Here is a 15144-nt window from a genome sequence, read left to right as displayed (position 1 = left end):
TCGCAGGCAGGATAAATAAAGATACCCCGAACCGTAAGCTCGCTTATAATGGTATTTTAACAAATGCTTATTGTTTCTTGACGTTATGCCGCAATCACTGCCTGTACCGCTTATTTTTAAGCTGATAAATTATTAACCAATGAGGAGTACCTGTTTAACGCGCCGCTTAGTATGCAGCGGTGCAACTGCGGCCACGTTACTATGGTCGGCTAATACCTACGCGCAAACCGAACACTTAAAAATTGCCGGTGAAATGAACCGATCTGCAAGGGTAGAGTTACTTGATAAATGGTACCCTAAAGCTGTGGATACATTGCATGGCGGCTTTTTAAGCGCGTTTACGTACAACTTTCAGCAGGCTGAAAACCAGGAGAAGATGATCGTTACCCAGGCCCGGCACGTTTGGTCAAATTCAAAGGCGTCATTAATGTACCCTCAGGTGGCTTATTTTAAGGCGGATGCAAAACATGGTATAGCGTTTTTAAAAGAGAAGATGTGGGATAAAACCAACGGTGGCTTTTATACCCTTGTTACGCGCGAGGGCGAAGTCATCAATACGCCTTCATTCGCGGCAAAAGAGGCTTATGGCAACTCATTCGCTATATATTCTTTGGCTGCAAATTATCAGGCAACCGGTGATACCGCTGTACTGAATTTTGCCAAACAAGCTTTTTGGTGGCTCGAAAAACACAGTCACGACCCGGTTTATAAAGGCTACTACCAGCATATTGAAGCCGATGGCACGCCGGTTAAAAGAACGGCCGCTTTCGCTTCCACATCCGACAGGGGGTATAAGGATCAAAATACCTCCATCCATTTGCTGGAGGCTTTTACCGAATTGTACACGGTTTGGCCCGATAGCCTGCTGAAAGAACGCCTACACGAACTGTTATTTTTAATACGCGATAAGATCACTACACCGAAAGGTTATCTCAATTTGTTCTTTCAACCCGACTGGACGCATGTTTCTACCAGGGATTCAACGGATGAAAGCATACTTAAACACCGTTACCTCGACCATGTATCTTTTGGCCACGATGTAGAAACCGCTTACCTGATGCTGGAAGCTTCGCACGTTTTAGAGATACATAATGATACCGTAACCATGAAGGTTGCAAAACGAATGGTTGACCACGCCTTAAAGAATGGCTGGGATAATAAGACAGGAGGTTTTTATGATGAAGGCTATTATTACAAAAACAAACCGGGCATTACCATCATAAAGGATGGCAAAAACTGGTGGGCACAGGCCGAAGGATTGAATGCCTTGCTGCTTATGTCTGATCATTTCCCGAAGGATAGCATGCAATATTATGCCAAATTTAAACAGCTGTGGGGCTACGTGCAAACTTACCTGATAGATCATGAGAATGGCGATTGGTACCAGGGAGGGATAGATAAAGATCCCGAATATAAAATGGCTTTAAAAGGGCAGATCTGGAAAGGCACCTATCACAACTTCCGTGCGCTGATGAATTGTGTATTAAGGCTCGATCCTGACGGACAAGCACCCTCTGTGCCCAAAAATGTAAAACTAAAAACTCACCGATCTGGTATTCAACTTACATGGCTTGCCTCAACAGATAACCGCCAGTTTATGGGTTACAATATTTACAGCAACGGCAAACGTATAGGTTATACCCCTTTAACAACATTTACAGTTGAATCTCCATTAATACAAAAGAACGCCATATACACCATACAAGCTGTGGATTTGCAGGGCAATACATCTGCTAAGAGCTCTGCCGCAATTCGTTGATTTAAAAAAAATAAAACCATAAAGGCCGCGATATTTTACTGTGCGGCCTTTATGGTTTTATATGATTATTTCTTCGGATGTCTATTTGTAAGCAGGCGCTTCGCCTAATGACAGTGTTTTGGGGTTGGAATACACTTCTTTTACCAGTTCGTGGGTGTTATGAGTCCATAGCCAGCTGGTCCATACCATAAACCAGGTCCACTCGGGTTGGGCTTTTAGTATGGTCGCTTTAGGTAGTTCGCCTACTTCGGTTAAGGCTATGGGTTTGCCGTTGGCGAGTGCCAGCAATTCGTTATAATCCTTTTGCTCATAATCGGCATTATAAATATCGGTGCCCAAAATGTCAACATATTTAGCGCCGGGGTAATAGTGCTTATAAGGGAATGCTTCATCCTCCGGCAAATCGCGTGGCCCATTCGCGCCCCAAACCCATATCAGATTGTTTAGCTTGTGATAGTTAGTATAGCGCTCGTACATCATTTTCCATAATTTGACTATGCCGTCCGGGCCTTTTTTATCGCCCCACCAAAACCAAACACCATTCATTTCATGGTAAGGGCGCCATAAAACGGGTACATGCGCGTCCTGTAGTTTTTTCAACCATAGAGCAACCTGGTCTATCTGTGCCAACCATCGCTTATTAAGTTCGGTATTAGGGGTTATCAATTCTTTCCATTGTTCGGATGTGAGTTTTGCCTGCACACTTTCTTTCCATCCGTAAGGTGGGTTATCACTTGGGCGCCCCTGATGCCACATCAGGCAAATAATATATCCTTCACCGTATTTTTTTATCGCTTCGGTAACAATATCCTGCCCCGGATCTTTGGTGCCGTTCCAAATAAAATCGCTGCCCCACAACGCGGGCTTTTTACCCGTGATAGCTTTAACGCTATCAATAAACTTTTCAGATTCGTGATTATAATTATGCTGCCCCGAAATAAGGTGTTTCCCTTTAATGCTGTAGATGTAGGTGAGCAATTTACGTGCTTCCGGAGTGGTGTTTGGATTAACCGGTTCAAATTGTTTTTGCGCAAAGGCTCCCAGCCCCGCGCATAACGCGAGTAGTGTAAGTTTGATTTTCATGATGTTTTTAGTTTGTTCCCTGTATGGTTCTTACTTTTTTATCTTTAACTGACTGATGATATAGTCGCTCACCTTTTTACCCTGTAAAGCGCCCTGTTCAACACTGTTCTTATAATGGATACCGCCGTAAAAACGACTTATCGAGGCTTCGTCCGCTGCTTGTACAAATGATTTAAAATCGCGTTTCATACCTATATAGCGCAGGTCGCTGGTATCCTGAAAAGCGAAGTTATCGCCGAATAAATGAGTTAACATTACCGCCGCCGCGCGTGTAATGGTGCTATGCCCGCTCGGATACTCCGGGAAGGGCGGGGTTTGCAGGCGCGATGTCCAGGTTGGGTCTATTTTATCATTAATAACACTTACGGGACGTATGTAATTGGTTTCGTACTTGGTGTTCCAGCAGCAAACAAAGGCATCAAACATGCTCACTGCCGTAAGGGCATAAGCCTGTGCTGTTTTCACCGCGTCGGCATGGGTTTCTTTACAGGCAATGGCGGTAATTCCTATCCAATGGCCGCCAGGTGTTATTTTTTTATTGGCAAATGTGAGGTGACCGGCATGTTCTAAAACAAAAGGGTTATCGTCCCAATAGCGGGCAATGTCCTTCTGCTCGTCGGTAAGGTTTTTACTTTGCTCGTAAACGGCAACGTTTTGCTTGTAATAATCACTGTTTTTGTCTTGGCTGTAAGGCGGAGGCGGTGGGATAGAGATCCGGTTTGATGAATCGAGCGCGAAAGTTTTCATAGTACCCCAGCAATACTCCACACCATCTAAGTAATCGGGCGGGGTGGGGTGCCATTTACCGGGCGCGTTACTGCCCAAAAACCGGGGCTTGCCTCGCGTTTGCAAATAGTTATCCGTCACCAATCGTTTGATGATAGTTTTAGCGATCTTATTACCAAAAGCAACCGACCACGCATAAGTAGAATCATCCAGCGCGTTTTTAAAACGTGCATGCAGACCATCCTCATAAGCTTTTAAAGAATCTACCGAGAAAGTTACCTTACGGGCTACCGTAAAAAATGCCTGCGTGGCGGCCAGTGTAAAATTGTATGTTTTATCTTTTTCGGGTTGGGGCATGGCATCAAAGCCTTTTAATTGCGCCGTTAAAGATTCATAGCCGGGTTGCCCGAACCGAACCGCCTCGTACGACGCTAACGATGCATAAGCATAAATGCGGCTTGCAACCGGAGGGGTAAATACATCATAGATAATGAGCTGCGTTAGTTTATCCTCGTTTTGGTGCAGCACATCAGCATCATTAATATCCTTAATATTACCCGTTTTTTTATTTTGACAAGCTGTATAACAAGCAATAAGTATAAGCAGCGGAATAAAAAATTTCTTCATAATAGCATATTATTTTAGGTTGACAGCCCGCGTTTGGCCCTTACTGTTAACTATAGCTACACCAACCACATTTGCGCCCACACTCAAAAATCTACCCGATTGCGACAGGAACGATGAGCCGTAATAAAGTTCCTGCTTTTGTGTTTTGCCATTGCTTAGTTTAAGGGTGGCAACTATATCAAACGGCTCGGTTTTAATATTTCTGTTCGCTTGTTTTAATTGCATTACTTGCAGTTTTCCACGGTTTTGGCTGGCTGCCAGCATATAACCTCCTTTGTTGTTTTGCAGCTTAACAAGCGCCTTACCATTGCAGGGCAGATAAATGCCGCTCTCTAATATCGATAATGGTTTAAAGTTGCCTTTGCCATCGCCCTTTAGCATTAGGCCGTTCAATGCGTCATATCGCCCGGTTGATACATCGGTGCCATAATCATTTCCATTTATGGCCACATCGAGGTTGCCGTCGCCATCAAAATCATCAGCAACCATGCCGTTAAGGATGGAAACTTGGGCCTGTTTAGGCAGCGGTATCATGGTGAATTTGCCATTGCCCTCGTTACGCAGATAGCACGATTGGAGCATGTTCGCTTTCAATTTTAAAGCTCCTTCTTTTTGTTCGGGCGATAGGATATCGTCCATAGTAGCCTCGGCGTATGACTTATAGTTGGTGTACTTCTTTTTAAAGCTGATCATTTGCTTTAAAATATCGTCGCGACCTATTGCCGGAAATTCCTTTCGTTCCCCATTAGCATCAGGAAAGTATATTGACGGAATAGCCGCGAAACCACCGTTCTTATCAAAATCTTTAGCTATAATGCCTACAGGGTATTTATCGCTGGCCTGGTAAATAGTGTTCAAGCCAACGTTACCCACTACATAATCCATACGGCCGGTATGCCTGAAATCGCCAGCGATAATGGTGTTCCACCATCCCGATTTATCGCCCACACCGGTATTTGGAGTGACATTTTCAAATTTGCCTTTATTATAACGCATAAAGGTAACGGGCATCCATTCGCCGGCCAGTATCAGGTCGGGATGGTTATCGTTATCAAAATCGGTGAACAGCGCGTCGCACACCATCCCTATATTCTTTAAAGCCGGGGCGACAGTTGCCGTAACATCAGTAAACTTAATCAGTCCATTTTGGCTGTCGTTCCGCAAAATAAAACTCGAAACAGGCTTAGGGTAATTCCACGGATCAACCCGGCCCGATACAAACAGATCGAGCTTGCCATCGCCGTTGTAATCACATGCCCTTACGCAAAGTTTGCTGGTGCTGTTAACCGGCAGTGCATTGGTAGTTAAGGTAAAGTTACCCTTGCCATCATTGACATATAACCTGTCCTGATATACCGCGCTGCCGGGTTCAGCATGATAACCGCCACTGGCAGCATACAAGTCGAGGTCGCCATCACCATCGGCATCAAAAAGCAACAGCCCGGCATCTTTAAAATCTTTTGTCATATCGGTACCTATAGCAAACAGATTTTTCTTAATGAACTTTCCGTTGGCCTGCTGTAACAGCATTTGCATTGGTTTAAATGCACTGCCGCCTATTACCACATCGTCAAAGCCGTTTCTATCAATATCACCAACAGCTAATGCAGGTGTATATTCTGATAGCTTATGGGGTAATAGTTTTTGAATATTAAAGTCGATAAAATCAGGATCGTTATTTACCACATCCACACCCAAAGAATCGGTAACTTCTTTAAACAGGGCATTCGCCGCGTATTGAGGCACATCTAATGAGTAATTCTCGGTAGCGTTAGTTTGCCTTACCGTTATTTCGGCATCTGCTTTTATGTTGGTGAGTTTTTGTTTTTTATTGCCGGGCCATTTAACAATAATAGAGTCGATCAAACTAACCTTTCCCAAACCGAAATGAGCCACGTTTTCCATTGATGAAAGGTAGCCCCGGTAAGTGTTGTTTTCGGCCACCTGTTTTTTGCCTTTGTCATAATATATTTCGGCAATAGCGCCAAGGCCATGTACATTGTTCTTGTTGCCGTAAAACTTTAGTTTAAGGTAGTGCAGATTATTTAACCTGGTTGTATCATCGCGCGATGTGTTGCGGTAAACGGATGCCTCGTCATTTATATTGCTCACCACCATATCCAGCGCGCCATCGTTATCCAGATCAACATAAACCGCTCCGCTCGAAAAGTTTTTTACATCCAGTCCCCAGCTTTTACTTACATCGGCAAAAGTGAGATCGCCGTTATTTAAAAACGCGTAGTTATGCAGCTTTATCTGTGGAATTTGCTCCAGCATTTTGTCTTTCGAGGTAACGGCATAGGCCTGCTGGCGATAGGTCATAAAATCGTGATCTGAAACATCTTTCGGGAAACCATTGGTTACTACAATATCGCGATAGCCATCATTATTAAAATCGGCCACAAGGGGAGTCCAGCTCCAATCGGTTTGTGATATACCGCTCATAAACCCAATTTCGCTAAACGCGGGGCTGCCAATTTTGCCTTGCTGCCCAACACGCGGACCTTGATTTAGCTGTAACGTATTGCGCACATACTGATACTGGTAGCCGTAATAGTCAAAATTTTGATAGGTTTGATAAGTGGATGGCCCAAGCATCATCTTCTTACGGAAATTATCTTCAGGGTTCATATCCAGTTCTATTACATCGGCCAAACCATCGTTATTAATGTCGATAATATCCTGCCCCATAGAATTATAGGAGGTGTGTTTAAAGTACTCTTTAGCGCGATTGGTAAAAGTACCATCGTGATTATTGATGTACAGAATATTGCTCGATATAAAATCGTCGGATACATAAATATCCTTCCAGCCATCGTTGTTGATATCAACCGTAGTTGCGCCATGCCCGTAGCCATCCAGGTTGATACCGGCCGCTGCCGAAACATCAAGAAATACGGTATGCTGCAACCGGGCATCCCAATCGTTACGGAACAATCTGCCCCTGCTATGTGTGGGAGCGGTGTTGGTTTTGCCGAAAATACCGGGGTTGTAACTTGCGGTGGCGGTGTTAACGGTGAGGTACATATCAAGGTCACCATCGTTATCGTAATCAAAAAAGCTGCCCATGGTTGATTGCTCTTTTACATCAAGCCCATAAGCTACGGCCATTTCCTTAAATATGGGGATCCCTTTATTGTTCTTCCCCTGGTTAATATACAACAAGTTAGCGCGCCGTGCGGAATCGGCATAAATGGTATTGCACACGTAAATATCAAGCAGTCCATCATTATTAATATCAATAACTGACACGCCGCGTCCCCAACGGCCCATGCCATCTACCTGCGCTGTTTTGGTTACATCTTCAAACTTAAAATTGCCCCGGTTAAGGTACAGCCGGTTTGGTACCATATTGCCGGTAAAATAAATATCTTGCAGGCCGTCGTTATTAAAATCGCCAATACCCACGCCGCCGCCATTGTATATGTTAACAATATCCAATGGATTGATGGAGTCGGTTTCTATGATGTCATTACTAAAAGTTATACCCGAATACGAAGAGGGGATTGCCTCGAAAAGCGTAGGCTGCTTTTTTTTGCACGAGTACAAACCTAAAAAACACAATATAAGTGCGACAATGTGAAATTTCTTCATCGTTAGGTATAATTGGGAGTAATCCGTAATGCGCGGTTATGATATAATATTACAAATTTAACAACTGATATTCAGCGCATTTTTAGTTGTCAGCAAAAAAAGGCTCCTCCCGTTAAGGAGAAAGCCTTTCATGTTATCACCAAAAAATATTTAATAGCCCGGGTTTTGTGTAAGGTTCGGGTTGAGCCCTATTTCGTTTTGCGGAATAGGATATACCTCACGGCCTGTAGGTATAGTTACTCCGTAAACCTCTTTAACAAATGCAGTTGCCACACCGGCACGGCGAAGATCGTAAAAGGTAGAATACTCAGCCGAAAGTTCGTGCCTGTATTCATGATAAACCATTTGCAATGGATCTGTTACTACTTTGCCTTCGCTCATGAAAACAGCAGGGGCACTGCCGCCAAAAGCACGGTCGCGTACAATTTTCAGGGTTGCTAAAGCGCCGGAAGCATCACCTGTACGGGCCTGGCATTCGGCTTTGCTTATTAAAACTTCGGCATACCTTAACAAGATCTGGTTTTGCGCGCCGAAAATGATACCATCGCCCGAGTTACCGGTAAGGCTTGGATCGCGCCACATTTTTTCGTTGTAATACCCTGTTCTTAATTGTGATGGATCGCTGCCGATCCATGGTTTGGTCACTGTGCCGCAAGTATTGATGATCTTACCATCAATTCCAACATAACGCGGATCCGGATCTGGATTTCCGTTTTTGTCTTTTCTGTTGAAACCTGCAATAACCAGCGGATAGGCTTTTATACCGCCATTGGCAATAATGCCCGGGCTTGGGTTTTCATCACCGGGGCCAATAACAGTGGCTACTTTGCGCAGGTCGCCTTCCTGATAACCTGTATACAGTTCTTTATTTGCATAATCATAACCAAAGTTTGATACTTCCTCGGGCATACCGAACGAGCCTATCCAGGCTACCTCATTACCGCCTCCCCAGCTTTGGGTACCGGCAACTACAAACTGAACTTCAAATAACGATTCGGGGTTGTTTTGATTATCGTATTCATGTATTTTAATAAAATCAGATATCAGTGTGTACTTGCCGGTAAGTTGGTTATAGGTAGCCAATGCTTCAGGATACTTTTTGAGCCACATTTGCGCTGCGCCTAAATAACCTAAAGCGGCTCCTTTTGTAGCACGGCCAAGGTTTGCTGCGTCATAACCCTCTTTCCAGGGTAATAAATCCGCAGCGGCTTTCAAATCTGTTTCTACCTGTGCAAAAACCTCATCCTGGCTGTTGCGTGGCCTTAATCCGTCATTTGCGCCGGTGGTAAGTTCTAATGGTACACCACCAAAGCTTGCTGCAAGGTAATAATAGGTAATACCACGTAAAAAGTAAATTTCACCGGTTAAACGGTTGGCAAGCTCCGGGGTTAATATGCCATTATCCTTCATTTTGGCTATAATGGGTAAGGCCGAGTTGGCGCGGGCAATGCCGATATAAGCACGTTGCCAAAATACCTGTATAGCGCCAAAATTTGAAGGAATAGCGTAGGTATTATAAAACCTGTCGTTACCCCAGTTTTCAAAATCGTGTGTTTGAAAGTTGGCATAATACCACAGCGATTTCTTTAAAAGATCCGAGCTTTGGTAGGTATCATAAATAGCGTTTACAAGTGCTACCCCATCTGATGCTTTATCAAACAAAACCTCTTCGGTAGGATTTGATGAATCAAGCTGATCCAGAAACCCTTTCTTACAACTTAGCGGGAGAAACACTACCAGTCCTACTGATAGTATATATATGTATTTGGTAATTTTCATTTGTTATCCTGTTATTTTAAATATTATTTAAAATGTTACATTTAAGCCTATGGTATAAAATTTTGACGACGGGTAAGTGCCCACATCAACTCCCGATGCTGTGGGAGAGCTAACGCTAAGAGCAGAGTTGTTAGGATCTGTCCCGGTTGGCTGGCCAATTTCAGGATCGAGCCCTGTGTATTTGGTAATAGTGAACAGGTTTTGTGCGGCTATGTACAACCTCACCTTACTTAAAGTTAGTTTATTTGCTAATGCCGATGGCAGCGTATAACCTAAAGTAACATTACGTAAACGTAAGTAACTGCCATTTTCAACATATACACTTGATGCTACGTTGTTGGCCGTGATGTCATCATTGTAAGTTACCCTTGCAAAACGGTTTGAATGATTTTCCGCAGTCCACGCATTTTCATAGTATTCCTGGCTTACGTTTTGTACACCCACAAAACCGGGTGCCTGAAAGCTTTCGAGGTTACGGGCCTGATAGTTAAATATTTTATTACCGTAACTGCCGTAAAAGAAAGCGTTAAAATCAAACGATTTGTATGAAAGGTCGAGGTTTAAGCCACCATAGAACTTAGGTATCGGGCTACCCAAACTTACCCTGTCTTCAGGGGTTATCTGTCCGTCGCCGTTAACGTCTTTGAAATAACGGTCGCCGGGCTGGGTAGTACCTTTTTTATCGGCCTGGTAATAGCCTCTTGGCGCCTTGGCATCCAGATCATTAATTTGCGTTTGTGTTTGGAAGATACCTAACGACTGATAACCATAAAACTCGCCGATAGGCTGTCCTATACTGGTGCGGCTAAACTGTGTCCAGCCGTTGGCTGCTGTAGGTAAATTTGCCAGATTAGTGATAAAGTTTGTGTTTTTATTGATGCTCAATAATTCATTTTTAACGGTAGTAATGTTTACACCTATACCATAATTAAAATCTTTTATGCTGTGCTTATAATTAAGGGCAACTTCAAAACCCTGGTTACGGATGCTTCCGGCATTTTGTGCCTGTACAAGCGTACCTGTTTGAGATGAGGTTGGTATCGGTAGTAAAAAGTCTTTTGAATCTTTTTTGTAATAGTCTACAGTTAAGCCAAGGTCGCCATTCAAAAAGGCAATATCCATACCTATATTAGTTTGTCTTGAGGTTTCCCAGGTAAGGTCTCTGTTATCAAGGTTAAGATAAGCTAAGCCACCCTGGTACGTTTTGCCGAACGGATAACCTACGTTGATAGGAGATGTGGCCGGTCCGCCCGAACCATATCTTGCCAGGAACAGGAACGATCCTATACCCCGCTCATTACCTACTTCACCATAACCGGCCCTGAATTTCAGATCAGATAGCCAGCTAACATCCTTCAAAAATGATTCTTGCTTTGCACGCCAGGCAATTGAGGCTGAAGGGAACACACCGTATTGGTTACCCTTATAAAATTTAGAAGAACCGTCTCGCCTTATGGTAGCGGTAAGCAAGTATCTGTCGGTGAATTTGTAACTTAATCGTGCAAATTCTGATGCCAGCGTAGTGGTTTGCTGACCACCGGTTGCCACAAGGTTTTGTACCTGACCAAGATCTCTCATAGAATTACTTGGCAAATTGTTACCATTGCCGCTTATTGTACGATATGTAATGCTTTGCCGTGAAACACCACCTACAAAATCTAACGAATGCTGGCCAAAGGTTTTGCTGTATGAAACAGTATTTTCCCATAACCATTCGTAAGTATTGGTAGCGGTTTGTGAGTATGAACCAAGTATATTATTGCCTGCAACATTATATTGATCTAATGAACGCCTGTCTGCAGGTGTAAAGAAGTAACCGGAGTAATCAGTAGTGTTTATACCAAAGTTTGTTTTAACCTTAAGGCCTTCTATAATGGTTGCTTCTAAAGATGAATTACCTAAAAAGTAATTTGTTAAATTTTTTGCATCATTTTGCTCAATGGTATACAGCGGGTTGTTCCAGCCTCTGGTATAAGTGTTCACCGGATCATAAAAACCATAATTGCCATTAGCGTCTTTAGCTTCATTGGTAAGTTTGTTAGCGCCAATGGTAGGTATCAATTCACTTAAAGTAGATAATGATGAACCGGTACCAAACAGATTTTTACTGTCTTGTCGTGAAAATTTTAAGCTTGTTGATGATTTAAGCCATGTTTTGGCATTATAATCAATATTACCGGCAAGGTTCACCCTCTTAAAAAATGAACGTAATACAATACCTTTCTGGTCGTAATATCCGGCAGAAAAAGCTGTCTGCACTTTATCGTTACCGCCGCGTATAGCCAGGTTGTAATTTTGTTTTAAGCCGCTTTGGTAAACAAGGTCTTGCCAATCAATACTGCGTAATGCCGATGGATTACTCCATTCGGGCAATTTGGTAAAGCCCTCTGTTTTGTTAGCAAGCGTAGCCCAGTCTTGCGCGTTCAATACCTTATATTTTTTAGGTTCAGATTGTATGGACGCGTATGCGTCGAACGCTATTTGTACACCATCTTTACGGCCTTTTTTAGTAGTGATGATCACCACACCGTTTGATGCACGCACACCATATATGGCTGTGGCCGATGCATCCTTTAAAATGTCCATGGAGGCAATATCATTCGGGTTGATATTGTTGAGGCCGCCGGTAGTAGGGTAGCCGTCAATTACATACAGCGGGTCGTTATTACCCAAACTACCCACACCACGTATTAAAACGGTTACGCCGCCGCCGGGTGTACCATCATTATTGGTTACCTGTACGCCCGATGAACGGCCTTGCAATGCCTGGTCTAATGAGGCTACTGGCACTTTAGCAATTTGATCTGCGGTTACCGAACTGATGGCACCGGTAAGGTCTTTACGTTTTGCGGTACCGTAACCAATTACCACAAGTTCTTGCAATGATTTACTGTCGGATGCCAGCTTTACGTTGATAGTTGTTTTGTTACCTACCGTAATTTCTTGGGCAGCATAACCAACAAAGCTAAACACCAATACATCATCGGGGCTTGCATTAATACTATAGGAGCCGGATGCATCAGTGGTAACCCCTGTGTTGGTGCCTTTTATCAGCACACTTGCGCTTGGGGTAGGGCCTCCATCGTCAGATACTTTACCGGTTATTCTTTTACTTTGTGCAAAAGATTGTGATAAGGTAAAAACAGTAAATATCAAAATCAGGCATATCCTGAGATACTTACTGTTTTTAATAAACAGTAAATTTCTTTTCATGTTACTTTAAATTAGGTTTGTTAAAAAGAGTCGTTTATAATATTGATTTAACAAAACTACTTTACATTTAAGTGTATTGTTAATATTAATTTATCATAATCAGATAATATTTAATCGTTTTTGAAATTCGGAAAAATTGAGAGGAATAGATCTGTTCAGATATCAAGGGAATCTTTGATGAGATTTATTAAATTTCAATCGATTGACAGTAAGCTGTTTATAGTAACATCGAAAATTAGACAGGCACAAAATCATACGGTAAGGTATGATGCTTTATTAACATAAGTAACCGCAGTTAATTGTTAATATGACACTAAAATAGGGTGCAAAGAAATGCATCATTTTTTATCATGCACATCAAAATGTAGCAATTGCCGAACGTGAAATTTTTATTATTTAATAAATAGTTATGGAAGGCAAAGTGATGTTGTTTTCAGGATGACTGCAACTTTAGCTGCCTAAATACCATAGATACCCAATTATCATAACCACACACAGGCGCGGGTGGCTGAGGCGCAAAAAACGGAGGGCGGAAGTGATCTGGTTTTCAACAGTACGTTTTGATATATTAAGCCTGTCGGCTATTTCCTGGTTGCTCAGGTTATTGATACGGCTTAGCCAGAATATCTCCTGGCAACGGTTAGGTAATTCTTTCAGTACCTGGGCCAGTTCTGTTTCGAGATCTTCATACCCCAATTTATTAGTAGCTGTATTATAGGTAGTCAGTTTATCATTCTCGGCAAATTCATCAAGGTATTTAATTATCTCAATTTTTGCCGCTTTTAACTGTTTATAAACATGGTAACGGATGGTGGCCTGTATATATTTCTGAAAATCTTCAATATGGCTGCTTGCTCTTTTCTCCCATAGTACCACAAATACATCATGCGTAATTTCTTCGGCAATGGTATCGTCCTTTAAATAATAAGCGGCAGTTTTATACAGTTTTTTCCAATGCCTATTGTACAATGCTACAAAGGCTTTGGAATTATCAGCCACTACGGCTGCCCATAATTCATTGTCGGTAAGTTTATCGGTCATACAATTGGGTGCTAAAAATAGCAAATTTCATGTAACAAAATCACTACACGACAAATGCTTTATTTCAAAAAAAATTAAAAGTTATGTGTGTTGACCTTAATTATTTCACACTATATAATTAACACCCCCATAAACCAATTTTTAATGACACCTGAAGAATATATATCGCTATATGAAAAATATATTGCAGGCTTGTGTACAGCGCAGGAAAAGGAAGCGCTGTTGCAATACCGCGACGCATTTCATATACAGGATGACAACGACGCCCGGCTATCCGACACAGAAAAACAGCTAAGAAGCCGCATTTATCAGCGTATTGCAGCAACCACTGTAACTACACCGGCAGCCCGGCCAAAGGTTATACGACTGGCTCACTGGTGGTATGCCGCCGCCGCGCTGTTGTTGGCCGTTGGTTTGGCTGCGTTGTTTTTTAAACAAGCCCCGCCAAAGCTTATTGCTAAGACTTATATAAAAAAGAAAGACCATCAACCTATAAAACCCGGTACCAACACCGCTATACTTACACTGGCTAACGGGCGTACTGTTTTGCTTGATAAAACAGCCAATGGATTGGTTGATAGTTCGGGCAATACGACCATTAAAAAGCTACGCAACGGGCAATTGGCCTACGCAAGTACGGGTACAAATGCAGATGCCGACCCCGACGCGGAAAATACCATCAGTATACCAAGAGGAGGGCAGTATGCTGTCACCCTGCCGGATGGAACCAACGTTTGGCTTAATTCCGAATCATCATTAACCTATCCTGTGGCGTTTACCGGCAAGCAGCGCAGGGTTGTATTAACCGGCGAAGCTTATTTTGAGGTAGCGAAAAATAAAAACATGCCGTTTGTTGTACATACAAATCAGGCCGATGTGAATGTGCTGGGGACGCATTTCAATGTAAATGCATACGAGGGTGATGATGAGGTAAAGACCACATTGCTCGAAGGCTCGGTACGCTTATCGGGTAAGTCGTCATCGGCTATGCTGGTACCTGGCGAACAAGGCTTGGTAGCCGGAAATGAAATAAGTAAACGCCAGGTAAATATTAACCAGGTAATAGCGTGGAAACTGGGCTACTTCGTGTTCCGGAAAGATAATATTAAGGATATTATGAAGCAGGTGAGCCGCTGGTATGATGTAGAGGTAGAGTTTAGGGGCAACATGACCGGAAAAACCTTTGGCGGTACCTACTCAAAAAATAAAGACATTAATGAATTGTTGAAAGGATTGGAGTTAACCGGAATTATTCACTTTAAAATTGAAGGAAGGAGGATAATTGTTATGACTTGATAAACAGGCTTAACGGTTATCTGAAA

Annotated in this window: 8 protein-coding genes; 2 read left to right on the top strand and 6 right to left on the bottom strand. The window is 42.7% G+C overall.

Translation table 11 applies throughout. The annotated features are described in order from the left end of the window. The first annotated feature begins 139 nt into the window (after positions 1 to 139). A complete protein-coding gene (locus ABD894_RS11810) occupies positions 140 to 1759 on the top strand; it encodes an AGE family epimerase/isomerase (protein ID WP_345211238.1) in 1620 nt (539 codons plus the stop codon). Between the two features lie 81 nt (positions 1760 to 1840). Here the strand turns inward: ABD894_RS11810 and ABD894_RS11805 are convergent, their stop codons facing one another. From ABD894_RS11805 to ABD894_RS11780, 6 genes are all read right to left on the bottom strand, one after another. After that, a complete protein-coding gene (locus tag ABD894_RS11805; protein ID WP_345211237.1) occupies positions 1841 to 2842 on the bottom strand; it encodes a glycosyl hydrolase in 1002 nt (333 codons plus the stop codon). 30 nt (positions 2843 to 2872) lie between these two features. Next, positions 2873 to 4195, bottom strand: coding sequence for a vanadium-dependent haloperoxidase (locus ABD894_RS11800; protein WP_345211236.1), 1323 nt, complete (start codon positions 4193 to 4195; stop codon positions 2873 to 2875). Between the two features lie 9 nt (positions 4196 to 4204). Next, the gene (locus ABD894_RS11795; RefSeq protein ID WP_345211235.1) at positions 4205 to 7789 is read right to left on the bottom strand and encodes a VCBS repeat-containing protein; all 3585 of its coding nucleotides are present in this window, start codon (positions 7787 to 7789) and stop codon (positions 4205 to 4207) included. A gap of 150 nt (positions 7790 to 7939) precedes the next feature. Then, positions 7940 to 9568 carry a RagB/SusD family nutrient uptake outer membrane protein gene (locus ABD894_RS11790; protein ID WP_345211234.1) on the bottom strand — a complete coding sequence of 543 codons (1629 nt, stop codon included), beginning with the start codon at positions 9566 to 9568 and terminating at the stop codon, positions 7940 to 7942. 27 nt (positions 9569 to 9595) lie between these two features. After that, on the bottom strand, positions 9596 to 12781 hold the full coding sequence (locus tag ABD894_RS11785; RefSeq protein WP_345211233.1) for a SusC/RagA family TonB-linked outer membrane protein: 3186 nt from the start codon (positions 12779 to 12781) through the stop codon (positions 9596 to 9598). Between the two features lie 450 nt (positions 12782 to 13231). Next, a complete protein-coding gene (locus tag ABD894_RS11780; RefSeq protein WP_345211232.1) occupies positions 13232 to 13822 on the bottom strand; it encodes an RNA polymerase sigma factor in 591 nt (196 codons plus the stop codon). Between the two features lie 144 nt (positions 13823 to 13966). Between ABD894_RS11780 and ABD894_RS11775 the strand changes: the two genes are divergently transcribed. Beyond that, entirely contained in the window at positions 13967 to 15118 is a 1152-nt protein-coding gene (locus ABD894_RS11775) for a FecR family protein (protein ID WP_345211231.1), read from the top strand. Positions 15119 to 15144 lie beyond the last annotated feature (26 nt).

Origin of the sequence: Mucilaginibacter gynuensis (assembly GCF_039541195.1) — a bacterium.
Taxonomy (GTDB): Bacteria; Bacteroidota; Bacteroidia; order Sphingobacteriales; family Sphingobacteriaceae; genus Mucilaginibacter; species Mucilaginibacter gynuensis.
Note: the sequence above shows the minus strand (reverse complement) of the source record. Positions and strands in the feature narration are given on the sequence as shown.